28 protein-coding genes and 1 tRNA gene are annotated in these 26,536 nt (G+C 71.0%); 17 read left to right on the top strand and 12 right to left on the bottom strand.

Translation table 11 applies throughout. The annotated features are described in order from the left end of the window. Positions 1–204: 204 nt before the first annotated feature. From AB2L57_RS16840 to AB2L57_RS16880, 9 genes are read left to right on the top strand one after another with little or no spacing between them, the layout of a single operon-like run. Entirely contained in the window at positions 205–1,968 is a 1,764-nt protein-coding gene (locus AB2L57_RS16840) for a nitrite/sulfite reductase (protein ID WP_409047636.1), read from the top strand. Next, on the top strand, positions 1,965–2,708 hold the full coding sequence (locus AB2L57_RS16845; protein WP_292812961.1) for a phosphoadenylyl-sulfate reductase: 744 nt from the start codon (positions 1,965–1,967) through the stop codon (positions 2,706–2,708). The genes AB2L57_RS16840 and AB2L57_RS16845 overlap by 4 nt, the downstream gene beginning before the upstream one ends. Further along, positions 2,705–3,649: a sulfate adenylyltransferase subunit CysD gene (gene cysD, locus AB2L57_RS16850; protein WP_409047637.1), complete on the top strand. Its 945-nt coding sequence runs from the start codon at positions 2,705–2,707 to the stop codon at positions 3,647–3,649. The genes AB2L57_RS16845 and cysD overlap by 4 nt, the downstream gene beginning before the upstream one ends. Then, positions 3,649–4,971 carry a sulfate adenylyltransferase subunit 1 gene (locus AB2L57_RS16855; RefSeq protein WP_409047638.1) on the top strand — a complete coding sequence of 441 codons (1,323 nt, stop codon included), beginning with the start codon at positions 3,649–3,651 and terminating at the stop codon, positions 4,969–4,971. Before cysD ends, AB2L57_RS16855 begins: the two co-directional genes overlap by 1 nt. A gap of 13 nt (positions 4,972–4,984) precedes the next feature. After that, positions 4,985–5,821: an ABC transporter ATP-binding protein gene (locus tag AB2L57_RS16860; protein ID WP_409047639.1), complete on the top strand. Its 837-nt coding sequence runs from the start codon at positions 4,985–4,987 to the stop codon at positions 5,819–5,821. After that, positions 5,811–6,665 (top strand): ABC transporter permease, encoded by an 855-nt coding sequence (locus tag AB2L57_RS16865; RefSeq protein ID WP_409047640.1) that lies wholly within the window; start codon positions 5,811–5,813, stop codon positions 6,663–6,665. Before AB2L57_RS16860 ends, AB2L57_RS16865 begins: the two co-directional genes overlap by 11 nt. Beyond that, positions 6,662–7,414 (top strand): uroporphyrinogen-III C-methyltransferase, encoded by a 753-nt coding sequence (cobA, locus tag AB2L57_RS16870; RefSeq protein ID WP_363331360.1) that lies wholly within the window; start codon positions 6,662–6,664, stop codon positions 7,412–7,414. Before AB2L57_RS16865 ends, cobA begins: the two co-directional genes overlap by 4 nt. Then, positions 7,411–8,808: an FAD-dependent oxidoreductase gene (locus tag AB2L57_RS16875; protein ID WP_409047641.1), complete on the top strand. Its 1,398-nt coding sequence runs from the start codon at positions 7,411–7,413 to the stop codon at positions 8,806–8,808. Before cobA ends, AB2L57_RS16875 begins: the two co-directional genes overlap by 4 nt. Continuing rightward, positions 8,805–9,788 (top strand): NAD(P)/FAD-dependent oxidoreductase, encoded by a 984-nt coding sequence (locus AB2L57_RS16880; protein ID WP_409047642.1) that lies wholly within the window; start codon positions 8,805–8,807, stop codon positions 9,786–9,788. Before AB2L57_RS16875 ends, AB2L57_RS16880 begins: the two co-directional genes overlap by 4 nt. Here AB2L57_RS16880 and AB2L57_RS16885 read toward each other — a convergent pair. Both AB2L57_RS16885 and dcd read right to left on the bottom strand, forming a co-directional pair. Next, complete coding sequence (locus AB2L57_RS16885; protein WP_409047643.1) at positions 9,782–11,488, bottom strand: BCCT family transporter; 1,707 nt, start codon at positions 11,486–11,488, stop codon at positions 9,782–9,784. The two genes, AB2L57_RS16880 and AB2L57_RS16885, sit on opposite strands and share 7 nt — an antisense overlap. Before the next feature lie 25 nt (positions 11,489–11,513). Next, complete coding sequence (gene dcd, locus AB2L57_RS16890) at positions 11,514–12,119, bottom strand: dCTP deaminase (RefSeq protein WP_292813788.1); 606 nt, start codon at positions 12,117–12,119, stop codon at positions 11,514–11,516. Positions 12,120–12,334: 215 nt separating this feature from the next. Between dcd and AB2L57_RS16895 the strand changes: the two genes are divergently transcribed. The 3 genes from AB2L57_RS16895 (at position 12,335) to AB2L57_RS16905 (ending at position 14,112) form a co-directional block, all read left to right on the top strand. Continuing rightward, positions 12,335–12,405: transfer RNA gene (locus AB2L57_RS16895), tRNA-Gly, on the top strand. Positions 12,406–12,457: 52 nt separating this feature from the next. Beyond that, positions 12,458–13,024 carry an AAA family ATPase gene (locus AB2L57_RS16900; RefSeq protein ID WP_292810451.1) on the top strand — a complete coding sequence of 189 codons (567 nt, stop codon included), beginning with the start codon at positions 12,458–12,460 and terminating at the stop codon, positions 13,022–13,024. Positions 13,025–13,158: 134 nt separating this feature from the next. Continuing rightward, complete coding sequence (locus tag AB2L57_RS16905; protein WP_409047644.1) at positions 13,159–14,112, top strand: aldo/keto reductase; 954 nt, start codon at positions 13,159–13,161, stop codon at positions 14,110–14,112. 74 nt (positions 14,113–14,186) lie between these two features. On the opposite strand, the gene AB2L57_RS16910 is transcribed toward AB2L57_RS16905, so the two are convergent. Next, positions 14,187–15,029 (bottom strand): ribokinase, encoded by an 843-nt coding sequence (locus AB2L57_RS16910; RefSeq protein WP_409047645.1) that lies wholly within the window; start codon positions 15,027–15,029, stop codon positions 14,187–14,189. A 125-nt stretch (positions 15,030–15,154) separates the two neighbouring features. Between AB2L57_RS16910 and AB2L57_RS16915 the strand changes: the two genes are divergently transcribed. Then, a complete protein-coding gene (locus AB2L57_RS16915) occupies positions 15,155–16,117 on the top strand; it encodes a nucleoside hydrolase (protein WP_409047646.1) in 963 nt (320 codons plus the stop codon). A 24-nt stretch (positions 16,118–16,141) separates the two neighbouring features. On the opposite strand, the gene AB2L57_RS16920 is transcribed toward AB2L57_RS16915, so the two are convergent. Both AB2L57_RS16920 and AB2L57_RS16925 read right to left on the bottom strand, forming a co-directional pair. Beyond that, positions 16,142–17,041, bottom strand: a complete 900-nt coding sequence (locus AB2L57_RS16920) for an EamA family transporter (protein ID WP_409048642.1) — start codon at positions 17,039–17,041, stop codon at positions 16,142–16,144. After that, on the bottom strand, positions 17,032–18,288 hold the full coding sequence (locus AB2L57_RS16925; protein ID WP_409047647.1) for a serine hydrolase domain-containing protein: 1,257 nt from the start codon (positions 18,286–18,288) through the stop codon (positions 17,032–17,034). Before AB2L57_RS16925 ends, AB2L57_RS16920 begins: the two co-directional genes overlap by 10 nt. 82 nt (positions 18,289–18,370) lie before the next feature. On the opposite strand from AB2L57_RS16925, the gene AB2L57_RS16930 reads away from it, so the two are divergent. Then, the gene (locus AB2L57_RS16930; RefSeq protein WP_409047648.1) at positions 18,371–18,676 is read left to right on the top strand and encodes a DUF2470 domain-containing protein; all 306 of its coding nucleotides are present in this window, start codon (positions 18,371–18,373) and stop codon (positions 18,674–18,676) included. A 53-nt stretch (positions 18,677–18,729) separates the two neighbouring features. Beyond that, positions 18,730–19,386 carry a heme oxygenase (biliverdin-producing) gene (locus tag AB2L57_RS16935; protein WP_409047649.1) on the top strand — a complete coding sequence of 219 codons (657 nt, stop codon included), beginning with the start codon at positions 18,730–18,732 and terminating at the stop codon, positions 19,384–19,386. Positions 19,387–19,398: 12 nt separating this feature from the next. Here the strand turns inward: AB2L57_RS16935 and AB2L57_RS16940 are convergent, their stop codons facing one another. Then, positions 19,399–20,775 (bottom strand): ATP-dependent RecD-like DNA helicase, encoded by a 1,377-nt coding sequence (locus AB2L57_RS16940; protein WP_292810468.1) that lies wholly within the window; start codon positions 20,773–20,775, stop codon positions 19,399–19,401. Between the two features lie 78 nt (positions 20,776–20,853). Here AB2L57_RS16940 and AB2L57_RS16945 point away from each other — a divergent pair, with 78 nt between their 5' ends. Continuing rightward, entirely contained in the window at positions 20,854–21,969 is a 1,116-nt protein-coding gene (locus AB2L57_RS16945; protein WP_409047650.1) for a hypothetical protein, read from the top strand. Between the two features lie 18 nt (positions 21,970–21,987). Here AB2L57_RS16945 and AB2L57_RS16950 read toward each other — a convergent pair whose 3' ends face one another. The 3 genes from AB2L57_RS16950 to AB2L57_RS16960 all read right to left on the bottom strand — a co-directional run bounded on the left by AB2L57_RS16950 (position 21,988) and on the right by AB2L57_RS16960 (position 24,798). After that, a complete protein-coding gene (locus tag AB2L57_RS16950) occupies positions 21,988–23,967 on the bottom strand; it encodes a cytochrome c oxidase assembly protein (protein WP_409047651.1) in 1,980 nt (659 codons plus the stop codon). A gap of 128 nt (positions 23,968–24,095) precedes the next feature. Then, on the bottom strand, positions 24,096–24,383 hold the full coding sequence (locus tag AB2L57_RS16955; RefSeq protein WP_292810473.1) for an HU family DNA-binding protein: 288 nt from the start codon (positions 24,381–24,383) through the stop codon (positions 24,096–24,098). A gap of 265 nt (positions 24,384–24,648) precedes the next feature. Next, a complete protein-coding gene (locus tag AB2L57_RS16960; RefSeq protein ID WP_292810475.1) occupies positions 24,649–24,798 on the bottom strand; it encodes a hypothetical protein in 150 nt (49 codons plus the stop codon). A gap of 13 nt (positions 24,799–24,811) precedes the next feature. Here AB2L57_RS16960 and AB2L57_RS16965 point away from each other — a divergent pair, with 13 nt between their 5' ends. Next, positions 24,812–25,591, top strand: coding sequence for an alpha/beta fold hydrolase (locus AB2L57_RS16965; protein ID WP_292810478.1), 780 nt, complete (start codon positions 24,812–24,814; stop codon positions 25,589–25,591). 64 nt (positions 25,592–25,655) lie between these two features. On the opposite strand, the gene rpsN is transcribed toward AB2L57_RS16965, so the two are convergent. From rpsN to rpmB, 3 genes are read right to left on the bottom strand one after another with little or no spacing between them, the layout of a single operon-like run. After that, on the bottom strand, positions 25,656–25,961 hold the full coding sequence (gene rpsN / locus AB2L57_RS16970) for a 30S ribosomal protein S14 (RefSeq protein WP_292810480.1): 306 nt from the start codon (positions 25,959–25,961) through the stop codon (positions 25,656–25,658). A 3-nt stretch (positions 25,962–25,964) separates the two neighbouring features. Beyond that, complete coding sequence (gene rpmG, locus AB2L57_RS16975) at positions 25,965–26,135, bottom strand: 50S ribosomal protein L33 (protein ID WP_013584775.1); 171 nt, start codon at positions 26,133–26,135, stop codon at positions 25,965–25,967. After that, on the bottom strand, positions 26,135–26,371 hold the full coding sequence (rpmB, locus tag AB2L57_RS16980; protein ID WP_047543954.1) for a 50S ribosomal protein L28: 237 nt from the start codon (positions 26,369–26,371) through the stop codon (positions 26,135–26,137). Before rpmB ends, rpmG begins: the two co-directional genes overlap by 1 nt. Positions 26,372–26,536 lie beyond the last annotated feature (165 nt).

The following is a 26,536-nucleotide window of genomic DNA, read 5'->3' on the forward strand; positions in this document are numbered from 1 at the left end:
CATGCCAGATGACATGCATCCAAGGGATGCCCTTCGACGGCCTCCGGACGCGCGCGGACCGCGTGCGCCGCCGGCCGAATGTGACGGATTGCTACGCCGCGTAACGGCAGGGGTCACCCGAAATCGCCTCCTCGGCGCGCCTCACGTACCGTCGGAAGATCGCCATACCCCGGCGACCCTCAACGACTGCGCGAAGAGGATGCTGTGACTTCTGACACGACGGACACCCCGGCCGCCCCGGCCCCCGCGGCAACGGCGACACGACCGCCCGCCGCCGAGGGCGCACGCGCCCGGCCTGCCAGGCCCTCGACGAAGCCGAACGGGCAGTGGAAGATCGACGGCACCGCTCCGCTCAACGGCAACGAGGAGTGGAAGCAGGTCGACAACGGCCTCTCCGTCCGCGATCGCATCGAGAACATCTACGCCGCGGGCGGGTTCGCAAGCATCGACCCCACCGACCTGCACGGCCGATTCCGGGTCTGGGGCCTGTACACCCAGCGCAAACCCGGCATCGACGGCGGCCGCACCGCGACACTCGAGCCGCACGAGCTCGAGGACGAGTACTTCATGCTCCGCGTGCGCATCGACGGCGGGCAGCTGACCACCGCGCAGCTGCGCGTCATCGGCGGCATCTCGACCGAGTTCGGACGCGACACCGCCGATCTCACCGACCGGCAGAACATCCAGCTGCACTGGATCCAGGTCGAGGCGATGCCGGAGATCTGGCGCCGGCTCGAGTCAGTCGGGCTCGGCACGACCGAGGCCTGCGGCGACGTGCCGCGCGTCGTGCTCGGCTCCCCGGTCGCGGGCATCGCCGCCGACGAGCTGATCGACCCCACCGCGCAGATCAACGAGATCACGGGGAGATTCATCGGCGACGAGTCGCTGGCCAACCTGCCGCGCAAGTTCAAGTCCGCGATCACCGGACATCCGAGCCAGGACGTCGTGCACGAGATCAACGACGTCGCCTTCGTCGCGATCGATCACCCCGAGTACGGCATCGGCTACGACCTGTGGGTGGGCGGCGGCCTCTCGACCGCCCCGCGCCTCGGCGAGCGCCTGGGCACCTTCGTCGCACCCGACCGGGTCGCCGAGGTGTGGCACGGGGTCGCGCAGATCTTCCGCGACTACGGATACCGGCGCCTGCGCAACAAGGCCCGTCTGAAGTTCCTGCTCGCGGAGTGGGGGCCCGAGAAGTTCCGTCACGTGCTCGAGACCGAGTACCTGACCGAGCCGCTTCCCGATGGCCCCGCGGCCCCGAAGCCTGCGACCCCCGGCGATCACGTCGGCGTCCACCGTCAGAAGGACGGTCGCTTCTACATCGGCGTCACCCCGATCGTGGGACGCGTGTCCGGTCCGGTGCTCACCGAGCTCGCCGACGTGCTCGAGGCGCACGGCTCGCACCGTCTGCGCACGACGCCGCACCAGAAGCTCGTGGTCCTCGATGTGCCCGAGGAGAACGTCGAGCCGCTCGTCGCGGAGCTCGATCGCCTGGGCCTGAGCGCGCGGCCGAGCCTGATCCGCCGCGGGACCATCGCGTGCACGGGTATCGAGTTCTGCAAGCTCGCGATCGTCGAGACCAAGGGCTATGCGACGCAGGCCGTGCTCGACCTCGAGAAGCGCCTCGACGGCCTCGACCTGCCGCATCCGCTCTCTCTGCACGTCAACGGCTGCCCCAACTCGTGCGCGCGCATCCAGACGGCCGACATCGGCCTCAAGGGTCAGCTCGTCACGATCGACGGCGAGCAGGTGCCGGGCTACCAGGTGCACCTGGGCGGCGGGCTCGCATCGCGCGACCGCGAGAACCCCGGCCTCGGGCGGACCGTCCGCGGCCTCAAGGTGGCCGCCGACGGCATCGCCGACTACACCGAGCGTGTCGTGCGCCGGTTCCTCGACGACCGCGACGAGAGCTCGGACGAGACCTTCGCCCAGTGGGCGCACCGCGCCGAAGAGGAGGCCCTGCAGTGACCGTCACCCTCGCCCCCCGCGCGACGAGCAAGCGCACCGCCGACGAGCTGCGCGCGCTCGCCGAACGCGGCAACGCCGAGCTCGGCAGCCTGACCGACCACGAGGCCTCACCGGCCGAGGTGGTGCGCTGGGTCGCCGAGAACTTCGGGGTGGATGCTGCCGCCGTCGCGTGCTCGATGGCCGATGCCGCGCTGCCCCATCTCGTCGCGGAGCAGCTCCCCGGGGTCGACGTGCTGTTCCTGGACACCGGCTACCACTTCGCCGAGACGCGGGTGACGCGCGACGAGGTCCAGCGCGCCCTCGACGTGCGCATCGTCGACGTGCTGCCGCAGCAGAGCGTCGCCGAGCAGGACGCCGAGTTCGGCGAGAAGCTCTACGCCCGCGACCCCGCGCTGTGCTGCGCGCGCCGCAAGGTCGAGCCGCTGCACGACGCCCTCGGCGGATACGAGGTCTGGTTCACGGGTGTGCGCCGCGACGAGGCACCCACGCGCACCCTCACCCCCCTCGTGACGTGGGACGAGCGCAACGGCCTCGTCAAGGTCAACCCCGTCGCGGCGTGGACCTTCGACGACCTCCTCGCCTACGCGGGCACCTATCGCGTGCCGGTCAATCTGCTCGTCACGAACGGCTACCCCTCCATCGGGTGCGAGCCGTGCACCCAGCCGGTCGCCCCCGGCGAAGACCCCCGATCCGGCCGCTGGGCAGGACTGGGCAAGACCGAATGCGGGCTGCACGTATGACTTCGCTCTCCACCACCACGGCTCCTGAGCCGGCCCCGGCGCCCGCACCGCACCGCGACGCCCTCGACCTGCTCGAGGCGGAGGCGATCCACATCATCCGCGAGGTCGTCGCCGAGTTCGAGCGCCCCGTGCTGCTGTTCTCGGGCGGCAAGGACTCCGTCGTCGTACTGCACCTCGCCGCCAAGGCGTTCTGGCCGGGCCGGGTGCCCTTCCCCGTGCTGCACGTCGACACCGGCCACAACTTCCCTGAGGTGCTGGCGTTCCGCGACGAGACCGTGGCCCGCCTCGGCATCCGCCTCGAGGTCGCCCGCGTACAGGACTACATCGACGACGGCCGACTGCACGAGCGCGCCGACGGCACCCGCAACCCGCTGCAGACGCTGCCCCTGCTCGACGCGATCGCCGCGGGCCGGCACGACGCCGTCTTCGGCGGGGCCCGCCGCGACGAAGACAAGGCGCGGGCCAAGGAGCGCATCATCTCGCTCCGCGACGAGTTCGGCCAGTGGGATCCGCGCAACCAGCGCCCCGAGCTGTGGAGCCTGTACAACGGGCGCCACACGCCCGGGCAGCACGTGCGCGCGTTCCCCATCTCGAACTGGACCGAGCTCGACGTCTGGCGCTACATCGAGCGCGAAGACATCCCGCTGCCGCCGCTGTACTTCGCGCACGAGCGCGAGGTGTTCCGCCGCGACGGCATGTGGCGCGCCGTCGGCGAGGTCTCGGAGCCCCGCCCCGACGAGACCGTCGAGCGCCGTGTCGTGCGCTACCGCACGGTCGGCGACATGAGCTGCACGGGAGCGGTCGAATCGGATGCCGTCACGACAGCATCCGTCGTCGCCGAGGTCGCGCGCTCGACCCTCACCGAACGCGGCGCCACCCGCGCCGACGACCGCATCTCGGAGGCCGCCATGGAGGATCGCAAGAAGGACGGGTACTTCTGATGACCGCGACCGTGTCGACCGCGACATCCACGCTCTTCCGCTTCGCCACGGCCGGCTCGGTCGACGACGGCAAGTCCACGCTCGTCGGGCGACTGCTGCACGACTCGAAGGCGATCCTCGCCGACCAGCTGGAGCAGGTCGCGCGCACATCCGCCGAGCGGGGGTTCGCCCACGGCACGGGGTTCGACTTCGCCCTGCTCACCGACGGCCTGCGCGCCGAGCGCGAGCAGGGCATCACGATCGACGTCGCCTACCGCTACTTCGCCACGGGCACCCGCAGCTTCATCCTCGCCGACTGCCCGGGGCACGTGCAGTACACCCGCAACATGGTCACGGGCGCGACGACGGCGGATGCTGTCATCGTGCTGATCGACGGACGCAAGGGCGTGCTCGAGCAGACCCGCCGCCACCTCGCCGTGATCGCGCTGCTGCGCGTGCCGCACGTCGTCGTCGCGGTCAACAAGATCGACCTGCTGGCGTACGCGGAGGACGCCTACGCGCCGGTCGAGGCGGACGTCCGCCGCGTCGCCGAGGGCCTGGGCATCGAGGATCTGCACGTGCTGCCGGTGTCGGCCCTCGAGGGCGACAACATCGTCGAGCGTTCGCCGCACACCCCGTGGTACACCGGCCCGGCGCTGCTCGAACTGCTCGAGACTCTGCCCGCGCGTGACGACCTCGAGAGCGCCGACGACCCGTTCCGTCTGCCGGTGCAGCTCGTCCTGCGCCCGCAGGGCGGACTCAGCCCGGAGCTGGCCGCCGACCCCGCGCTCGCGGAGCGCTACCGCGACTATCGCGCGGTGGCCGGACGCATCTCCTCGGGTGAGGTGCGCGTGGGCGATGCCGTCGAGATCTTCCCGAGCGGCGTGCAGACGACGGTCGTGGGGGTCGAGGTCGCGGGCGCCGAGGTCGACGCCGCGATCGCCCCGACCTCGGTCGCGCTGCGCCTGGCCGACGACATCGACGCCGCCCGCGGCGCGCTCGTCGTCACGCCGGGGTCGCTGCCGCAGCCGCGGCGCACGCTCGAGGCCGAGCTGTTCCAGCTCGACGCGCGGGCGCTGACGACGGGCGCGCGCGTGCTCGTCAAGCACGGCACCGCGACCGTGCAGGCGATCGTGCAGCAGATCACGTCGCGTTACGACCTCGACGCGCTCGTGCACACACCCGCCGACGCCCTCGCCGCCAACGACATCGGCCGCGCCACCCTGCGGCTGGCCGCCGATCTGCCGCTCGAGGCCTACCGCGACAGCCGCGACGGCGGCTCGTTCCTCGTCATCCACCCCGCCGACGGCGCGACCCTCGCCGCCGGCATCGTGCAGGCCTGATCCCTTCGCCCTCATGACCGCCCTTCCGCCGCCGCACACCGTCACCGGTGCTCCGTCCGTCCGTCTCGGGCCGAGCTTCGATGAGGGCGTGCTGCTGCGCGCGCCCGCCCCGGTGCTGCCCCCCGCGATCCGGATCGAGAACGTCTCGCAGCGCTTCGGCGCGACGACCGTTCTCGAGGACATCACGCTCGATGTCGCCCCGGGCGAGTTCCTCTGCCTGCTGGGCGCCTCCGGCTGCGGCAAGTCGACGCTGCTGAACCTCATCGCCGGCCTCGATGCTCCCTCGGCCGGCCGGATCACGACCCCCGCGCCCGGCGCCGCCGTGATGTTCCAGGAGTCAGCGCTCATGCCGTGGCTGAGCGCCCGCGGCAACGTCGAGCTCGCGCTGCGTCTGCGCGGGGTCGGCCGCGCCCAGCGCCGCGCACGCGCGATGGAACTGCTCGACGTGGTCAACCTGGCGGATGCCGCCGACCGGCGCCCGCACGAACTCTCGGGCGGGATGCGCCAGCGCGTCGCGCTGGCGCGCTCGCTCGCCCAGGACCGCCCCGTGCTCCTCATGGACGAGCCGTTCGCGGCCCTCGATGCGATCACGCGCGACCTGCTGCACGAGGAGCTCGAGCGGGTGTGGCGCGCGACGGGACGCACGATCGTCTTCGTCACGCACAACGTGCGGGAGGCGGCCCGACTCGGCCAGCGCGTCGTGCTGCTCTCCAGCCGGCCCGGCCGCATCGCCCGCGAGTGGCGCATCGCCCGCACCGAGGGCCGCCGCATCGCGTCGCCCGAGGTGGGTGCGCTCGCTGTGGAGATCACCGATCAGCTGCGCACCGAGATCCGACGCAATGCAGCCTGACACCGATCTGCGCAGTCTCGAGGCCGGAAACGACCGCCTGCAGACGAACACGCCGACGCCGTCCCGCCCGATCCGGCGCGTGCTCGGGTCGGTGCTGCCGCCGGTGATCTTCATCGTCGCGCTCGTCGCGGTGTGGCAGGTCGCCGTCATGATCACCGGTCCCTCGCCCGACACGATGCCGTCGCCGGCTCAGGTGGCCGCGGCGCTCGGCGATGCGTGGGCGAGCGGCGCGCTGCCCGCCGCGGTCGCAACGAGCCTCGGCCGCGGCCTGATCGGCTTCGCCGCGGCGATCGTCATCGGCACAGTGCTCGGGCTCGTCCTCGCCGAGGTGCGGCCGTTGCGCCGCGCGATCGCTCCGATCGTCTCGGGGCTGATGGTGCTGCCCTCGGTCGCGTGGGTGCCGGCGGCGATTTTGTGGTTCGGCCTGACCGACGCGCTGGTCTACTTCGTCGTGTTGATGGGCGGGGTCCCCTCCATCGTCAACGGCATGATCGCGGGGGTCGATCAGGTGCCCGTGCAGCTGCGTCGCGCGGGCACCGTGATGGGCGCCCGCGGACCGCTCATGTCGCTGCTGATCATCCTTCCCGGTGCCCTCCCCGGCTACATCGCGGGGCTCAAGCAGGGGTGGGCCTTCTCGTGGCGCGGCGTCCTCGCCGCCGAGATCATCGCCGTGGGCGGCACGCTCGGCGCCGGCGTCGGCGCGCTGCTCCAGGACGGACGCGAGGCGTCCGATCTGGCCGCCGTGCTCGCGGCGATCCTCGTGATCCTCGTGATCGGCATCGTCGTCGAGCTCGAGCGGCGGGTGCTGCGCGGTCGCGGCCTGCTCCAGGGAGGGGCCCGATGAGCGCGCCGCGCGGTCGGGTGACGCTCGTCGGCGCGGGCCCCGGCAGCGCCGACCTGCTCACGGTGCGCGGCATGCGCGCGCTCGAGCACGCCGATGTCATCGTCGCCGACCGCCTCGGCGCCCGCGCGGTGCTCGACGAGCTGGATCTGGGCACCCCCGTCATCGACGTGGGAAAACTGCCGGGCCATCACGCCGTGCCGCAGGAGCGCATCAACGCCCTCCTCGTCGAACTCGCGCTCGAAGGCAAGCGCGTCGTGCGGCTCAAGGGCGGCGATCCCTACATCTTCGGCCGCGGCAGCGAAGAGCTCGCGGCCTGCCGGGATGCCGGCATCCCCGTCGACGTGATCCCCGGAGTCACGAGCGCGATCTCGGTGCCCGCGATCGCCGGCATCCCACTCACGCACCGCGGGCTCGCCACCGCGTTCACGGTCGTCTCGGGCCACGATCAGCTCGGCGAGGTCGGCGGCGGGCGCGACCACACCGTCGTGCTGCTCATGGGCGTGGGCACCCTCGGCCACTCCGCCCTCATGCTCGCCCGAGGCGTTCGCGGCGCCCAGTGCCCCGTCGCGATCATCGAGGACGGCTACGGCGAGCACCAGCGCGTCACGATCGGCACCCTCGACACGATCGTCGCCCAGGCCGCCCAGCGCCGCGTGCGAAACCCCGCGGTCATCGTCGTCGGCGATGTCGTGACCCTCAGCCCCTACGCCCCCGAAGAACTCTCCGCCAGAAAGGCCGAAGCCCTGTGAGCACTCTCAACCTCCGTGTCGCGATCGTCGGAGCCGGCCCCGCCGGCATCTACGCCGGCAACATCCTCTCCGGCCGCGTGGCCGACGCCGGCGGCACCGTCGAGATCGATCTGTTCGAGACCCTTCCGGCGCCCTACGGACTCATCCGGTACGGCGTCGCACCCGACCACCCGCGCATCAAGGGCATCGTCACGTCCCTCCACGAGATGCTCGATTCGGGCGTGATCCGCTTCGTCGGCAACGTCGAGGTCGGCCGCGACATCGCCCTCGACGAACTGCACGAGCGGTACGACGCCGTGATCCTGGCGACCGGAGCCATCCGCGACGTGCACCTCGACATCCCGGGCATCGACCTGCCCGGCTCGTACGGCGCCGCCGACTTCGTGGCCTGGTTCGACGGCCATCCCGACGTCTCGCGCGAGTGGCCGCTCGATGCGCGCGAGGTCGCCGTGATCGGCAACGGCAACGTCGCCCTCGATGTGGCCCGCGTCCTCGCCAAGCACGCGGTCGACCTGCGCTCGACCGAGATCCCCGACAACGTACTCGCGGGGCTCGAGGCCTCCGCCGTCACCGACGTGCACGTCTTCGGCCGCCGCGGACCCGCCGACATCAAGTTCACCCCCATCGAGCTGCGCGAGCTCGGCGAGGTGCCCGACGTCGACATCGTGCTCTACGACGAGGACTTCGATGGTGTCGACCCCGCGGCGGCATCCAACAACCAGCTCAAGGTCATGCTGCGCACCCTGCAGTCGTGGCGCGGACGCGAGGTCGGCACCGCCTCCCGTCGGCTGCACCTGCACTTCTACCACTCGCCGGTCGAGGTTCTGGGCTCCGACCGCGTCGAGGCAGTGCGTTTCGAGCGCACCACACCCACGGGCGATGGCAGCGTCGTCGGCACCGGCGAGCTGCGGGACATCCCTGTGCAGGCGGTCTACCGCGCCGTCGGCTACTTCGGCACCCCCGTGCTCGACGCCCCGTTCGACGAGGTGCGCGGCGTCGTGCCGAACGTCGAAGGGCGCGTGACGGATGCCGCCTCGGCGATCACCGCCGACGACGGGGGCACCGCGGTGCGCGGCCTCTACGCCACGGGCTGGATCAAGCGCGGACCGGTCGGCCTCATCGGCCACACCAAGAGCGACGCGATGGAGACCGTCGCGCACCTCGTCGCCGACGCCGAGGCGGGCCTGCTCGCTGCGCCGACCGAGACGGGCGACGTGCTCGACCTGCTCGCCGACCGCGGCGTCGAATACACCACCTGGCAGGGCTGGCTCGCCCTCGACGCGCACGAGCGCGAGCTCGGCGCGACCCATGAGTACACGCGCGAGCGCGTCAAAGTCGTACCCCGCGACGAGCAGGTGCAGATCTCGCGCGCGGACGCGCTGACCCGGTCGTGACCGGCTCGCCCGCGGGCGCGGCGCCGGCGGCGGGAGCCGTGTCGCCCGCGGTCGTCGACGTGCTCGTCATCGGCGGGGGTCCCGCGGGACTCTCGGCCGCGCTCAACCTCGGCCGCGCCCGCGCGAGCGTCGCCCTCGTCGACGCCGATCGGCCGCGCAACGCCGCGACCCTGCTCTCGCACGGATTCCTCACCCGCGACGGCGTGCCGCCGCACGAGCTGCGCCGCCTCGCGCGGGCCGAGCTCGAGGCGTATCCCGATGTGGTCGTCCACTCTCGCACGAAGGTCGTCGCGGTCGCCCACGCCGGCGATGGTCACGCCGATGCGCGCTTCGTCGCGACGCTCGAGGGACGCCGCGCGCCCGCGACGATCGCCGCGCGCGCCGTCATCGTCGCCACGGGCCTGCGCGAGACTCTTCCCGACGTGCCGAACATCCGCGGCTTCTACGGCATGTCGCTCTTCAGCTGCGCCGCCTGCGACGGCTGGGAACTGCGCGACCGGCCCCTCGCCCTCATCGGCGAGAGCGCGGATCTGGCCGACCGCGCGCGGCTCATCGCCCGATGGACGAACGCCCTGACCGTCTTCACGAACGGCTCGGACGCGCTCGGGGTCGACGGCGAGGCCGAGCTGACAGCATCCGGGATCCGCGTCGAGCGCTCACGGATCGCCGAGCTGCGGGGCGAGCGCGGGATGCTGTCGGCCATCGTGCTCGAGGACGACACCCGGGTCGAGGTCGCGGGCGGGTTCGTGCGCCCCGAGTGGCAGTCGGCGCTGGAGTTCCTCGCCCCGCTCGCGCCCGACCTCGACGAGGACGGGCACCTCGTCACCGACCGCGCCGGCCGCTCGAGCGTGCCCGGCGTCTACGGCGCGGGCGACGCGGCCGCTCCTGGCGCCCAGCAGCTGATCGTCGCCGCCGGCGCCGGCGCGCGGGTCGCCGCGGTCGCCGTGCACGACGCGCTCGGGGTGACGCAGGCTCACTGACCGGCGGCATCCCCCGCCTTCTCGTCCGCGGGGCGATCGCGACGCCGGAGGAACGGCGACCAGCGGATGCCGCGCTCGTCCTGCTGCTCGACCTCGAGCCCGTAGTGCTCGCCGATGTGATCGAGCAGCTGCGCGCGCTCGGCCTTGTCGTACGCGCGTCTCTCGCGCTGGAACGCGATGATCGTGGCCCAGCAGATCAGCAGCATCACGACGCTGAAGGGCAGGGCGATGATGATCGCCGCGGTCTGCAGCGCCGTCAGGCCACCGGCGATCAGCAGGGCGACGGCGAGGACGGCCGTGGCGAGGGTGAAGAAGGTGCGCACCCAGCGTGCGGGGTTGGCGTTGCCGCCCGTCGCGATCATGCCCATCACGAGCGCGCCCGAGTCGGACGAGGTGATGAAGAACACCGCGATCAGCACGATCGCCCCGATCGTCAGGACCGGCGCCGCGGGCAGGTACGTGAAGAGCTGGAACAGCGCTCCCTCGAGGTCGACGCCGCCCTCCGCCGTGGTCATCGAGCCGGGGTTCTGCAGCTCGAGGTACAGCGCCGAGCCACCGAGCACGGCGAACCACAGGATGCCGAGCAGCGTCGGCACGATCAGTACGCCCATGACGAACTGGCGCACGGTGCGGCCGCGGCTCACGCGCGCGATGAAGATGCCGACGAAGGGCGCCCACGAGATCCACCAGCCCCAGTAGAACGAGGTCCACGCGGCCTGCCACTCCTCGCCCGCCGTGCCCTGGAAGGCGCTGACGGTGAAGCTGAGGCCCACGAAGTTCTGGATGTAGGCGCCGATGGACTGCACCCACTCGCGCAGCAGGTACTCGGTGTTGCCCACGACCAGCACGAACAGCAGCAGGGCAGCCGCCAGGATCAGGTTGCCGCTCGAGAGCCACTTCATGCCGCGGGTGACTCCCGAGAGCACCGAGAGCAGCACGAAGACGGTGATGATCGCGATGAGCACGATCTGCAGGGGCAGGCTCGGCTCGAACAGACCCGCCGAATCCAGGCCCGCGCTGATCTGCAGCACGCCGAGCCCGAGCGACGTCGCGACGCCGAACATCGTGCCGGCGAGCGCGACCGCGTCGATCGTGTTGCCCCAGCCGCCGCGCACGCGCTTGCCCAGCAGTGGCTCCAGCGCCCAGCGGATCGAGATGGGACGCTTGCGGCGGTGGATCGCGTAGGCGAGCCCCAGCCCCACGACGACGTAGATCGCCCACGCGTGGATCCCCCAGTGCAGGTACGTCTGCGTCAGCGCCGACTGCGCAAGCTGCGCCGGCGTGCCCGCGACACCGGGACGCGGGTCGACGAAGTGGCTGAGCGGCTCGCTGACGCCGTAGAAGACGAGGCCGATACCCATGCCCGCCGCGAACAACAGCGAGAACCAGGCGCCCAGCGAGAACTCGGGCTCGTCGTCGTCCTTTCCGAGGCGGATGTCACCGAATCGGCTGAAGCCGATGAACACCGCGAAGACGACGAAGAAGGCCGCGATCAGCACGTAGTACCAGTTGAACGCGTTGACGATCGAGGTCTGGACGGTGTCGAAGAAGACCTCGGCCGCGTCTGGGAAGAGAATCGCGAAGGCGCTGAAGACGACGACGATCGTCGCCGCCGGCCAGAAGACCCACGGGGCGATCTTGCTGGGCACGGATCCCGGGGCGGTCCTGGCGGCGCGGTCGGCGGTGCTTTCGTTGCTCACGCCGCCCACCCTAGCGAGAGGGTGCTCAGGCGCCGAGGGATCCCGCGTCGGTGGTTCCGACATCCGTGCGGTGGAAGTTCTGGAACGACCGGGAGGCCGTCGGTCCGCGCTGGCCCTGATATCTGTTGCCGTACGGGCCCGAGCCGTAGGGGTTCTCGGTGGGCGAGGAGAGCCGGAAGAAGCAGAGCTGGCCGATCTTCATCCCCGGCCAGAGCTTGATCGGAAGCGTCGCGACGTTGGCCAGTTCGAGGGTGACGTGGCCGGTGAAGCCGGGGTCGATGAAGCCCGCCGTCGAGTGGGTGATGAGACCCAGCCGGCCGAGCGAGGACTTTCCCTCCAGCCGCGCCGCGACGTCGTCCGGGAGGGTGACCTGCTCGAACGTCGCGCCGAGCGCGAACTCGCCGGGGTGCAGGATGAACGGCTCGTCCGGGGCGACCTCGATCAGGCGGGTCAGCTCGGGCTGGTCTTCGGCGGGGTCGATGAAGGGGTACTTGTGGTTGTCGAAGAGGCGGAAGTAGCGGTCGAGGCGCACGTCGACGCTCGAGGGCTGCACCATCGCGGGATCGTAGGGGTCGAGTCCGATGCGGCGAGCGTCGAGTTCGAGCCTGATGTCACGATCCGAGAGCAGCACGGGGTCAGCCTAGCGACCGGGCGGCGGCGGATCCGGCTGCGCGGTCGGTCGGCTCTGTTCGGCTGCCTCAGTGGACAACATTCCGGACCTTCGCGCACAAGCCCTCGCCGATGCGTCCGAAAGCGCGTGTCCGGGCACATCGCTCCGGAGTGCTGACCGCGCGCGGCCGGCCTCTGCGGTGTTTGTTATGCTGGCCGGGCGCCGAAAGGCCTGCCGGGGATGTAGTTCAATGGCAGAACTTCAGCTTCCCAAGCTGATAGCGCGGGTTCGATTCCCGTCATCCCCTCCGAGAGCACCAACCCCGCCGCCGGCATGCGGGCAGAAGTATCCTTCTTGCCATGCTGGGCCCACATGATCCGCTGCCGTTCCGTCCGAGGCGCGTTCTCATCGCCGGCGTGTCCGGGACCGGGAAGACAACGCTCGCGGCCCGGGTCGCCGACGTCCTGGACGCTCCGCATACGGAGATCGACGGGCTCTACCACGGGCCCGATTGGACGCCGCGCGAGGAGTTCCTGCGAGACGTCGACGCGCTCGTGCGTGCCGACAGATGGACGACCGAGTGGCAGTACTCCAGCGCGCGGGCGACGCTTGCGGAGAACGCGGACCTGCTGGTCTGGCTCGACCTCCCCTTCTTCACGGTGACCTTGCCACGGGTGGTGCGTCGAACGGTGCGACGACGCATTCGGCGAGAAGTCCTCTGGAACGGCAATGTCGAGCCTCCGCTGCGGACGTTCCTCACAGAGCGCGAGCACATCGTGCGCTGGGCGTTCATCACGCGACACGCGTATCGCGCGCGGATTCCTCGGCTGCGCGACGATCACCCCCACCTGACGGTCGTCCGTCTGACGTCTGCGCGAGACATAGACACGTGGATGTCGGGGCCGCTCGCCCGGGCCGCCGGCTGACCCCCGGCGGACATCTCGACGACGTCCGCCGCGAGAGCGTTCGGAATGATGCCGTCGCCGCGTCGGTTGGCATAGCGGGGGACTCGGCCTGTGGCGGGCCGTGCGTTTCGCTCCCCGCTTCGGAAAGGACAGCAATGACCCTGATCGGCACATCAGACCTCGAGGTCTTCCCCCTGGCGCTGGGAGGCAACACCTTCGGCTGGACCTCCGACGAGCGCGAGTCCCACGCCGTGCTCGACGCCTTCGTCGAGGGCGGCGGGAACTTCATCGACACAGCGGACATGTACTCCGCATGGGTACCCGGCAACTCGGGCGGTGAGTCGGAGACGATCATCGGGTCGTGGATCGCCCGCCGCGGCGCCCACGATGACCTCGTCATCGGCACCAAGGTGAGCGCCCATCCCCAGTTCATGGGACTCTCGGCCGCCAATGTCGTGGCCGCCGCCGACGCATCACTCGCTCGGCTGGGCGTCGACGCGATCGATCTGTACTGGGCTCACTACGACGACGAGAGCACGTCCCTCGAAGAGACGGTCGCGGCGTTCGAGGGCCTGCGCACGGCGGGCAAGATCCGACACATCGCACTGTCGAACTACTCGGCCACCCGCGTCGCCGAATGGATCGGGATCGCGCAGGCGCACGGCTTCGCTCTGCCGGTCGCCCTCCAGCCGCACTACAACCTCGTCGCCCGCGAGCCCTACGAGAGCGAGTACGCGGCCCTCGTCGAGGCGAACGGCCTGGGCGTCGTACCGTACTTCTCCCTCGCCGCCGGGTTCCTCACCGGCAAGTACCGCACCCGCGAGGACATCGCAGGCAAGGCTCGCGAGGGCCAGGTCGGCGGCTACTTCACGGACGAGGGACTCGCGGTCGTCAGCACCCTCGACGACATCTCGACCGCCCGCGGCGTCGAACTCGCGACCACCGCCCTCGCCTGGCTGCAGGCGCAGCCGAACGTCGTCGCGCCGATCGCGAGCGCACGCACCGTCGAGCAGCTGCCGGCACTGCTGGCCGCTGCGTCGCTGTCGCTGACGCCGGACGAGCTCGCACAGCTCGACGCCGTGTCGGCCCGCGTACCCGCCGCAGTCTGAGTCGCGCCGGCGCCTGGGCCATCGCTCAGGCGCCGGCATCGATGAGCTCGAGCACCCGAAGACCTCTCAACGCGTCAGGGGGCGTAGCTCTGCAGCGGGCGCAGCGGCGACTGGGCCCCGAGATGCGTGACGGCGTCGGCGCCCACCGCGCAGGCGGCCCGCAGCGCGTCCTCCGCGCCCCAACCCGCGCAGAGCGCGAGGGTCAGCGCCGCGCAGAACGCATCACCCGCACCGACCGCGCTGATCGCGTGCACCCGCGGGGCGGGCACCCGCAGAACTTCGACCCCGTGCTCGCGCAGCGCGGCTCCTGCCGAACCATAGGTGACGGCGACCCGCCGCGCCTGCGCGAGTTCGGGCAGCAGCTCGTACTCCGTCTCGTTCACGATGAACAGGTCGACCCGCTCGACGAGCGCAGCCGGAAGCCGCACCGCCGGGGCCGCATTGACGGCGAGGAATCCCGGCACGGCCGACGCGAGGCGGGCCACGACATCCATCGGTATCTCGAGCTGCGCGAGCACCGCTTCGTCGTCGGCGAAGGCGACGCCATCGAGCGACACATCGGCGTTGGCGCCCTGACACACCGCGATCTGATTCTCGCCGCCGGGGTCGACGGTGATCAGGGCAGTGCCGGTGGCCGCATCGCCGAGCCAGACATCACCCGCACCGACGCCCGCGTCGCGCAGGTTCTGCAGCATCCACTGCCCGTCTCCGTCGTCGCCGACCGCGCCGATCATGCGCACCGGCGCGCCCAGCCGCGCGGCGGCGATCGCCTGGTTCGCGCCCTTGCCGCCCGGTTGACGCGTGAGGGTTCCGCCGAGCACCGTCTCGCCCGCCGCGGGCAGGCGCGGCACCGCGGCGGTGAGGTCGACATTGATGCTGCCGACGACGGCGAGGGGAGGCAGAGCGGGGGAAGGCATGAGCACATTCCACCACGCCCCGCCGCTTTGCTCCGGCCGTGCGCGGCGGGGTATAACCCATAGAGCACCCGGTACGCCCGGGCGCCCGACAGCGTGGTCGCCGCTCCCCCACCCGAAGGATCCGCATGACGACGCCCGCCCCCATTCCCGTCTTCCTCGACTGCGACACCGGCGTCGACGATTCCGTCGCCATCGCCTACCTGCTGGCCTCCCCCGCCGTCGACCTCGTCGGCATCGGCACCGTCAGCGGCAACATCGACTCGGCCACGGCCGCACGCAACACCCTCGACCTGCTCGCGCTGTACGGCCGCGACGACATCCCCGTCGCGATCGGCGCGCACGACCACCTCAGCCACCCCTACGGCGGCGGCGCCCCGTGGGTGCACGGCGACAACGGCATCGGCGGGGTCGACCTGCCCCGCAGCGCTCGCGAGCCCGTCGCCGCGTCGGCCCATGAGCTGCTGATCGAACTCTCGCACACGCACGCCGGCCGCCTGCATCTGTTGACCATCGGCCCGGTCACCAACATCGCCCACGCCCTCGAGGCCGATCCGACGCTGCCGACCCGCATCGCCGGCGTCACGACCATGGGCGGGGCGGCTCTTGCCGCCGGCAACATCAGCCCCGTCGCCGAGGCCAACATCCACAACGACCCCGAGGCCGCCGCGGCGCTGCTCGGAGCGGACTGGGACGTCACCCTCGTTCCGCTCGACATCACCGTCGAGCATTCCCTCGACGAGGACGACCGCGCCGCGCTGCTTGCCGCCGACACGCCGGGCCCACGCGCCGTCGGCGCGATCCTCGACCACTACTTCGACTTCTACATGCCGCTGTACGGCCGCCGCGGCTGCGCCCTGCACGACCCGCTCGCCGCAGCGATCGCCGCGGGCGCCATCACCCTCACCCGCGCCCCGCGGGTTCCCGTCGTGGTCGACACGAGCCAGGGCCCCGGGCGCGGCCAGACCATCGCCGATCTCCGGGGTCAGCGCCTCGGCGACCGCCACCACGAGGGCGCGCGCACCCGCGTGGTGCTCGAGGCCGAGGGCGAGCTCGCGCCGCACCTGATCGAGACGATCCTGCGCGGCTGAGGCGCAGCATCCCGCCCCCGCGGATCAGCCGACCGGCTGCGCGGCGGTTCGGGCGGCCCGTGCCGACGCGCGGACGGCGCCGATGCTCGCCAGCACCACAAGACCGATGCCCGCGAGCTCGAGCGGTGTGAGCACCTGCCCGAGCAGCACCCAGCCCGCGAGGGTCGCGGTCGCGGGCGCGAGGCTCATCAGCACGGCGAAGGCGGATGCCGGAAGCCGGCGCAGGGCCGTCAGCTCGAGCGCGTACGGCACGGCCGACGACAGCACCGCGACCGCGGCGCCCAGGGCGAGCAGTGTCGGCTGCAGCAGCGCGGAACCCGCATCGAGGACGCCGAACGGCAGCGAGAGGAGGGCTCCGATCGCCATCGCGATCGCGAGTCCGTCGAGCTGCGAGAACGCGCGCCCGACCCGCGCCGACGCGAGGATGTACCCCGCCCAGCTCGCCGCGGCGCCGAGCGCGTAGAGCACCCCGATCAGATCGAGATCGTCCCATCCGCCGCCCGCGAGGAGGGCGACACCCGCCAATGCGAGCAGCGCCCACAGCCAGGCCGACGCTCGGCGGGCGACGATGACCGAGAGCGCGAGGGGGCCCAGCACCTCGATCGTCACGGTCACCCCCAGCGGCAGCCGTTCGAGCGCGAGATAGAAGAGGCCGTTCATGACGGCCAGCACCACCCCGAACTCGATCACCGCGCGCCAGCCGGCGCGCCCGTGACCGCGCAGCGTGGGCCGGGCGATCGCGAGCAGGAGCATCGCCGAGAAGACCAGGCGCAGCATGACCATGCCGAGCGGCCCCACCTGCGGGAACAGCAGCACCGCGAGCGATGCCCCGACCTCCTGGCACGCGAGTCCGAGCACGACGAGGGTGACCGCCCCGGGCGCACCGCGTGCGGCCTGGCCGAAGCGGGGCGGACTCACCGGCAGATGTTGGTCTGCGAGACCGACTCGCGGTACTGCTCGGCGGTCCACGGCAGACCGAACTCGGGGGCCGTGAAGCCGGAGGTCGCGGGCGCCTTCGAGGCGATGGCGGCCAGCTCCCACGACAGGTCGCGGACGACGTCGGCCGAAGCCGTCGAGTTGTTGAGCACCACGACGACCGTCATTCCGGTCGCGGGATCGGCGAAGGCCGCGGTCATGTAACCGGGAACCGAACCGTACTGTCCGATCAACGAGCCGGCCTGCAGCGCGCCGCCCGTCGCGGTGAACCATCCCGGCGCGCCGCCGAACACGGGAAGCGGCTCTGCCCAGCGGTCGACGTCGGTCGCGGTCGCACCCACGGCCACGGCCTGCACGTAGCGGCCGAGGTCGGTCACCGTCGAGACGACACCCGAGTCGGTGTTGCCGAGGGATGCCGAGATCACCGTCATGTCGCGCGGCTCGGCGCAGTTCAGCGTGCCGTCGGGATTGTTGACGATGCGGTAGCCCGGCAGCGCGTGGTCGCTGGGAGCCGCGGCGCGGTCGCCCGGAAGCGACGTGCTCTCGAGTCCGAGCGGTTCGAACAGGTACCTGTCGAAGAGCACCTCGACGCGGGTCGTGGTGGCGCGCTCGAGGGCCATGCCCAGCAGCGCGTATCCCGCGTCGGAGTTGCGGTACTCCGTGCCCACGGCCGATCGCGGTTGGCCGAGACCGAAGGCGGCGATCTCGAGCGGATCCCAGACGCGCTCGGGATTGTCGATCCAGGAGCCGCCGATGACGGCCTCGTAGTTGCCGATTCCAGCCGTGCCGTCGCAGAGATCCTGCAGCGTGACGTCGGTGAGGTTGGGGTAGCCCGCGACGTAATCCACGACGGGGTCATCGAGCTCGACGATCCCTTCGGCGGCGACGGCGTACAGCACGTCGCACGTCATCATCCGGGTGACATCGGCCACGCGGAACGACATGTCGGCGTCGACGGGTGCACCGGCGGCATCCGCCCCGATGCCCGCGACCCAGCTGCCGCTCCACGGCGCCCACACTCCGACGATCGCGCCGGTCGAGGCGGTCGCGGCCATGGCGTTCTGCACCGCGGCGTCGAGCTGAGCGCGCGTGTCCTCGGGCAGCTCCGCCGCGGCCTGCTCCGGCGCATCGACCTCGATCTGCGTGTCGGGCGCGCAGGCCACGAGCAGCGCTGCGGCGGCCAGCACGGCCCCCGCAGCGGTCAGCGCACGGCGACGCATGCTTCGTGCCGCCATACTCACCCCCCGGTGTCGTCACCCGAGTTTAGTCAGGCGATTGTCACGGTTCGATCACGCGCGCCGCGCCTAGGCTGTGGGAATGCCGCATGCTTTCGACGACACCGTGGTGGCGGCCGTGCTGCGCCACATGAACAGCGACCACACCGACGACAACCTGCTGATCGTGCGCGCCCATGGGCGGCCCGACGCGGCCGGAGCGGTGATGACGGGCTTCGACGGCGACGGCGGCGAGTGGGATGTCGCGGGCCCGGACGGCGCGGTGGCGGCGCACCGTGTGCCCTGGCCGCACGGCCCCATCAGCGAGCGAGGAGAGGTGCGCCGCGAGGTCGTCGCGCTCTACGACGCCGCCTGCGCAGCCCTGGGCGTGACGCCCCGCCCGCACTGATCCTCCGGGAATTAGGGGTTAGGTCATCCTAAGTCGGCCGCTACACTGTCCCCATGTCGAACGTCGTGCCGTTCTCCGCCCTGCTCCGCGAGCGCTCGAGCGGTGCCCATTCCGACAGCGAGGGCCAGGGCTTCATGTCGGGCCTGCTGAAGGGCGAGGGCACGCGCGAGGACTACGTCTCGCTCGTCGCCCAGCACTACTTCATCTATGAGGCACTCGAATCCGCGGCCGAACGGATGAAAGCGGATCCGGTTGCGGCGGCCTTCATCACCGACAAGCTCACGCGCCTACCCGCGCTCGAGGCCGATCTCGAGTTCCTCGTCGGCGCCGACTGGCGGGAGCGGATCGCGCCGCTGCCCACCACGGTGCGCTACGTGGCCCGCATCCGCGAGGTCGGCGCGACGTGGGCGGGCGGCTTCGTCGCCCACCACTACACCCGCTATCTCGGCGACCTCTCGGGCGGACTGTTCATCGGTCGCATCATGCAGCGGCGGTTCGGCTTCGACACCAACGGCGTCGGGTTCTATCTGTTCGACGACATCGCCGACCCCAAGGCGTTCAAAGACGTCTACCGCGAGCAGCTCGACGCCGTGCCGTGGGACGACAACGAGCGCGAGCGGGTCGTCGACGAGGTGCTGCGCGCGTACCGCTTCAACACCGACCTGTTCCGCGATCTCGAGGCGCAGAAGGCGTCCGCGGCGGTGGCGTGAGGCCCTTCGGGCTCACAGCTCGCTCTGGCTGCGCATGAACCTCTGCACGTCGGCATCCACCCGGATGTCGCTCGGGCGCAGGGGGCGGGTGAGGTAGAGACCCTCGAGCGAGGTCAGGCGACTGAGCGCGACGTACGTCTGCCCGGGCGCGAACGCCCCCGAGCCGAGGTCGATGACCGCGCGGTCGTAGGTCTTGCCCTGCGACTTGTGGATCGTCACCGCCCACGCCAGGCGCAGCGGGAACTGATGGAACTCCGCGACGATCTCGCGCGAGATGCGCTTGGTGAGCGGCGAATAGCTGTAGCGGAACTTCTCCCACACCGCCGGCTCGACATCGTGCTCGTCGCCGTCGACATCGACGCGCACGGTACCGCCGGTGATGCGGGTGACGGTGCCGATGGTGCCGTTGACCCAGCGGGCCGGCTCCCCGAACGATGCCGTGTCGTTGCGCAGGAACATCACCTGCGCGCCGACCTTGAGTTTGAGATCCGCCTCGGCCGGGTAGGCGCCCTCGCCGCGTCCGAAGTCACCCGTGATCTCGGCACTGGCCGTCTGCGCGCGCCCCGGAAGCGCCTCGAGATGCCGATGGTTGATCGCGTTGACCCGGTCGTTGCGGGTGGCGAGGGTGATGATGGGGATCTCGGAGTCCTCGGGCACGGGAGGGGTGCGCGCGCCCGTGGCGTTGAGGACGCCCGCGATATCGGCCGTCACGTGGCCGTGCCGGACGGCGTTGAGCATCGCCTTGAAGGCGTCGTCGGCCTGGCGATGGATCGTGGCGAGTTCGTGGATGCCGAGCTGCGCGCCATACCGACCGAGGTCGGCGAAGCCGTCGAGCGCGCCGCCCGCCGACCCGGGCAGCTCGGCGGCTCCCGCCCACACGTGGGCGTCGAAGAACCAGAACGACCGGTAGTGGTCGCGGATGTAGGCCAGCTCGTCGCCCCGCGGGGGGACCGGCGCGAGCTGGTAGGGGTCGCCGAACATGACGATCTGCACGCCGCCGAACGGCTCGCCGCGACGGCCGCGCGCCTGGCGCAGCGACCGGTCGATGCCGTCCATGACGTCGGCGTTGACCATCGAGATCTCGTCGATCACGAGCGTGTCGATCGCGTTGAGGATCTTGCGCGTGGCGTCGGACTGCTCGAGCTCCTGATCGGCGATGAGACCGATCGGCAGTCGCAGCAGCGAGTGGATCGTCTGGCCCTCGACGTTGAGCGCCGCGACCCCGGTCGGAGCGCAGACGGCGATCTGCTTGGAGGTGTTCCAGGCCAGGTGCTGCAGGAGAGTCGACTTGCCCGTACCCGCCCGACCTGTCACGAAGATGTGGTCGCGCGTGTCCTCGATGCGACGGAAGAGCGCCTCCTGCTCGGCGGAGAGAGGCGGCGTGGTCACCGGTACATGCTAGACGCTGGCCTTGCGGCGCTCCGCGCTCAGCGCGATGTCTGAGGATGCCGCGCCTAGAATCGCTCTGTGCAGCAGGGGGCGATCAACACGGCGGATCAGCGCGCCGACGAACCGCACGATGCCCCTGCCCCCCGCCGCCGACCGGCCCGCGCACCCCGCTCTCCCCGCACGGATCTCACCGTGCTGGCACTCGTGGGCGTGCTCCTTGCCGCGGCCCTCGCCGCCGGGGGCACGATGCTGTACCGCGAGTTCTACAGCCCCACGGCCTTCGTCGAGCGCTACCTCGATCTGCTCGCGGCGGGGCGCGCGGCCGACGCGCTCGCCGTCCCCGGTGTGCGCGTGGCCGGGGCCGACCTCACCACGGCGGGGTTACCCGAGACGGCATCCGACGCGCTCCTGCGCAGCACGGCGCTGACGAGTATCGACAGCATCCGGCCGCGGGGAGAGACCACCGACGGCGAGATCACCCGGGTCACCGTGGACTACCGCGCGGGGGCGCACCGAGGGTCGACGACGTTCGACGTCGAACCCGCCGGCTGGGTCGGCGTCGTGCCGACCTGGCGCTTCGCGGAGAGCCCGCTCGCCGTGATCGACCTCACGGTGCGGGGGTCCATGTCGTTCGATGTCAACGGGTTCACGATCGACAAACGGCAGGTCTCGCCCCTCGGTGCCGACGCACCGCCCCTCGAGCCGGTGCCGCTGCTCGTCTTCTCGCCCGGGCTCTACCGCGTCTCGGTCGACACGGCGATCGCAGCGACGCCCGGAGTCGACGTGCTCGCCGACGCGCCGATGGCGGGCGTTCCCGTCGACCTGCAGGCCGAGCCCACGGAGGAGTTCACGACCGTCGTGCAGGAGCGGGTCGACACGTTCCTCGACGAGTGCGCGACCCAGCAGGTGCTGCAGCCGACCGGCTGCCCGTTCGGCTTCGTCGTGCAGAACCGCATCGCGAGCCTGCCGACGTGGACGATCGAGCGCTACCCCGAGATCACCCTCGAGCCCTCCGGCGCCGACTGGGTCGTGCCCGCGACCGAGGCATCGGCCCGCATCCAGGTCGACGTGCGGTCGCTGTTCGATGGCAGCATCCGCGAGGTGGACGAGGAGATCGTCTTCGGCCTGGACGCGACGATCACCGTGCTGCCCGACGGTTCCGCGTCGATCCGGGTGGGCTCGCCCGAGAGCTGACCCCGATTCGGGATGCTGTCAGCGGGCGCCCGTGCGCGCGTCGCGCTCCGCGAGCTTGGCGAGGCGCTCGTTGTAGGCGTCGAGTTCGGCGTCGCCCGCGCGGTCGGTGTGCCGGTCACGGCGCTTCTGCGCGCGCTCGTCGCTGCGGCTCCACTGGATCGCGACGACGATCGCGAGGATCAGCGTGGGGATCTCGCCGATCGACCAGGCGATGCCGCCGCCGATGTACTGATCCTCGAGCGGCGTGGCGCCCCACGTGCGCCCCATCGAGCCGAACCACTCCGCGACCATCAGGCCGGACTGCATCATGATCGAGATGCCGAAGAAGGCGTGCATCGCCATGACGCCGATCAGCAGCACGAGCCGGAACGGGTAGGGCAGGCGATAGGGCACGGGATCGATGCCGACGAGGGAGAGCACGAACAGGTATCCGGTGATCAGGAAGTGCAGGATCATCCACAGATGTCCCAGGTGGTCGTACAGCGACCACCGGAACAGGTCGGTGTAGTAGAACGCCCACAGCGAGCCGATGAAGAGGGCGGCCGCGACGAAGGGGTTGGTCAGAACCTTGGCGACGGGCGAATGCACGGCCCACAGGACCCACTCGCGCCCGCCCCGCGTGCCGTCGTCGCGCTTGCGCGCGGCGCGGGCGACGAGGGTGACGGGCGCGCCGGGAACGAGCAGCAGCGGGATGGCCATCGTCAGCAGCATGTGGCCCACCATGTGCACGCTGAAGAGGTAGTCCTCGTAGACCGCCACCGCGCCGCTGGTCACCCAGAACAGCAGCAGGATGCCGGCGCTCCAGCAGATCGTGCGATACAGCGGCCATGCGTCCCCGCGCCGGCGAAGACGCACGACCCCCGCGTAATAGAAGAACAGCGCGAAACCGCAGAGCAGCATCCAGAGCAGATCGACATCCCACGCGGTGAACCAGGATGCCGGGAGCAGCTCGGCCGGCAGCGGGGCGCCGGTGAGGCGCTCCGCGGGGGTGGGGTCGGTGATCGCGATGTCGCCGAGCGGCGGCGCCGTGCGCGCGAGCGCGGCGGCGACGCCGCTGGCGACACCCATGAAACCGAGCTCGAGGGCCACCAGACCCCAGAACGCGCCCGCAGCCGCGCGTTCGCCGATCCGCGCGATGAGCCGGCGACGGTAGAGCGCACCGAGCGCGCCGAGGGCGAGGAGCGCCAGCACCTTGACGACGACGAGCACCCCGTACGGCGATGCCAGCTGCGCCCATCCGCCGACGCTCAGCGCGGCCCGCGCATACCCCGAGAGGGCGACGACGACAAAAGCGACGAGCGCGATGCTCGAGTACCGGGGCAGGATGTACGCGAGGCGCGCGGGCGTGGTCGAGGCGCGCAGGACCACCAGCAGCACCAGGCCGCCGAGCCAGACGGCCGCGCCCACGATGTGCAGCGCGAGTGTGGTGACCGCCGCCGTGTGGTTGGCCGCGGCGCCGTCGTGGCTCGTCGTGGCCATCGGGACCAGCGCCGCGAGCGCGAGCAGGGTGGCCAGAAGGGTCGGCGTCCAGCTGCGCACCGCGAACGCGAGCACCGTGATCACGGCGCCCGCGAGCGTCGTGATCAGCCAGGCGCGGCCCACCTCGAGGTCGAGCAGAAAGCGGCCGAGCTGCTGCCCGAAGACCGCGTCGGCGCTCGGTGACGCGTTGAAGGCGTTGAGGAAGGTCAGGTACCCGGTCGCGCCGGCGGCGACGGTGAAGACCGCGGCCCCGATCGAGGCCACATCCAGCGCGGTGTCGAACTCCCCCTCCCCGGCCCTGAGCGCGAACAGGGCGAGCACGAGGGCACCCGCCATGGTCGCGGCACCGAGGTTGACGGCGAGGTCGGCCAGGGGCAGACCCCAGCGCACGACCGGACCCGGATCGCCGATGTCGAGCGGGGTCGCGCCACCGCCGAAGGCGAGGCCCGCGACGAGGGCCGCCACGGCGGCGGCGACGAGGATCGCGGGCCCGGCGACGCGCAGGGTTCGGGGGCTCACCCATCCAGCCTAGGCGCGGGTGCGAGCTGTGCGGACGCGGGAGCATGCACGGGAGCGTACGCGCCGGAAACGCGAACGGGGGGCACCGCGCGATGCGGCACCCCCCGTTCGGCGAAAGTCGCCGGTGACTACTTCGCGGCAGCCTTGAGCTTCGAGCCCGCGGTGACCTTGACGCGCTTGCCCGCGGCGATCTTGATCTCTTCGCCGGTCTGGGGGTTGCGGCCCGTGCGAGCGGCCGTCTCGACCTGCTCGAACGCGATCCAGCCCGGGATCGAGACCTTGGTGCCCTTGGCGACGGCCTCAGACACCGTCGAGAACAGACCGTCGACGACGCGCGAGACCGTGGCCTGGCTCTCGCCCGTGGCGCTGGCGATGCTCGCGACGAGCTCGGTCTTGGTGATGGACTTGTCGGCCATTGGGGATTACCTCCAGCGGCGGCGCACCGCCGCCTCATCTTCACTGACCGGGCCGGAACCGGCACCGGGTGGTCGATCGACCGCGTCGAATCTACCCCGATCGGGCACACTTCCGCGTATTTCCGCGGTTCTTCGCGCAATTCGGGCGTGTTTCGTGTGGCGGATGCTGCTGATGTGGCCCGTGCGACCGTCAGAGCGACAGCATCCCGGCCTTTCGGCCGCCTCCACGCGCACTCTCCCCGCGAGATCCGCGCGATCCCGCGGATCAGACAGGCGGTCGTGCGGCGTCGACCACGGCCTGTGCGGTGCGGAAGAAGGCGGGCGCCGCGCGCTCTTCGCCGTCGAGGTAGCCGCCGACGAGCGCCGCGTCTCGGAGCAGCACGAGGGATGCCGCCAAACCCCCCATCGTCCTCATCCACGGACTGTGGATGACACCCAAGAGCTGGAACACCTGGGCGGAGCGCTTCCGCTCCCTCGGCCACGACGTGATCGTGCCGGGCTGGCCGGGTATCGACGACCGCACGACGGCGGAGATCCGCCGCGACCCCTCGGCGTTGAAGGGCATCGGTCTTTCGGAGATCGCCGACCACTATGAGCGCATCATCCGGTCGCTGCCCGAGAAACCGATCATCATGGGCCACTCGTTCGGCGGGGTGATCACTCAGATGCTCGCCGATCGCGGACTGGGCATCGCGTACGTCGGCGTGACGCCGGGGCAGACCGCGGGCGTGACCACGCTGCCCCCGTCGACGGCGCGCACCGGCTTTCCGATCCTGCGCAATCCGTTCGCCAAGAACGGCGCGTCGCCGATCTCGAAGCCGCACTTCCACTTCACCTTCGGCAACGACCTCTCGCGTGCCGAGTCCGATGCGATCTGGACGGAGCAGGCGGTCAACTCCTACAACCGGGTGTTCTTCGAGGGGGTCGCATCGGCCTTCAACGAGAAGGGAGGCGTCACCCACGTCGACTACGACCGGACCGATCGGGCGCCGCTGCTGATCATCACCGGCGAGATCGATCACGTCGTCCCGCCCGCGATCGGCCGCGCGATCGTGAAGAAGTACCGGCGCTCCGGTGGCCCCGCGATCGTGGACTACAGGGAGTATCCCGGCCGCACCCACCGCATCGTCAGCCAGGCGGGCTGGGAGCAGGTCGCCGATGACACACTCGCCTGGGCCCTCGAACATGCACGGGTCGCGGCATCCTGAGCGGGCATGCAGAAGGGGCGGGAGTTCCGGAGAACTCCCGCCCCTTCGACGTGGATGCTGTGGCTTACCAGCTCGACTTGGTCACGCCGGGCAGCTCGCCACGGTGAGCCATGTCGCGGAAGCGGACACGCGAGATGCCGAACTTCGTGAGGACGCCGCGGGGGCGGCCGTCGATGACGTCGCGCGAACGCAGACGCACCGGCGAGGCGTTGCGGGGCAGCTTCTGCAGACCCACGCGCGCGGCCTCGCGCTGCTCGTCGGTCGAGGTCGGGTCGACCAGGGCCTTCTTCAGTTCTGCACGCTTGGTCGCGTAGCGGTCGACGACCACCTGGCGCTGCTGGTTACGCGCGATCTTGCTCTTCTTGGCCATGCTTTAGCGCTCCTCTCGGAAGTCGACGTGCTTGCGGACCACGGGGTCGTACTTCTTGAGCACGATGCGGTCGGGGTTGTTGCGGCGGTTCTTGCGCGTCACGTAGGTGTACCCCGTGCCGGCGGTCGAACGCAGCTTGATGATCGGACGTACGTCCTGGGCCTTCTTCGCCATCAGAGCTTCACACCCTTCGCGAGCAGGTCCTTGACGACCGACTCGATGCCACGGGCGTCGATGACCTTGATGCCCTTAGCCGACACGTTGAGCTTGATGTTGCGACCCAGCGACGGCACGTAGTACGTCTTCTTCTGCACGTTCGGGTCGAAGCGACGCTTCGTCCGGCGGTGCGAGTGGCTGATGTTGTGACCGAAGCCGGGAACTGCTCCGGTCACCTGGCACACTGCTGCCATGGTGATTACTCCCTCTGTACCGTGAGGCCGGACGGCCCCACCCAAGATCCCTTGTCTGCGCACGCCGACCCGCCTGCGCCGAGGCGTGAGAGGGAGGGAGTGCACGAACTGCGCGCTGGAGTGCGCACAGACAATCGCCAATACTAGCACGCCGGGCGTGTCGGC

It is taken from the genome of Microbacterium sp. HA-8, assembly GCF_046111165.1.
Classification (GTDB): Bacteria; Actinomycetota; Actinomycetes; order Actinomycetales; family Microbacteriaceae; genus Microbacterium.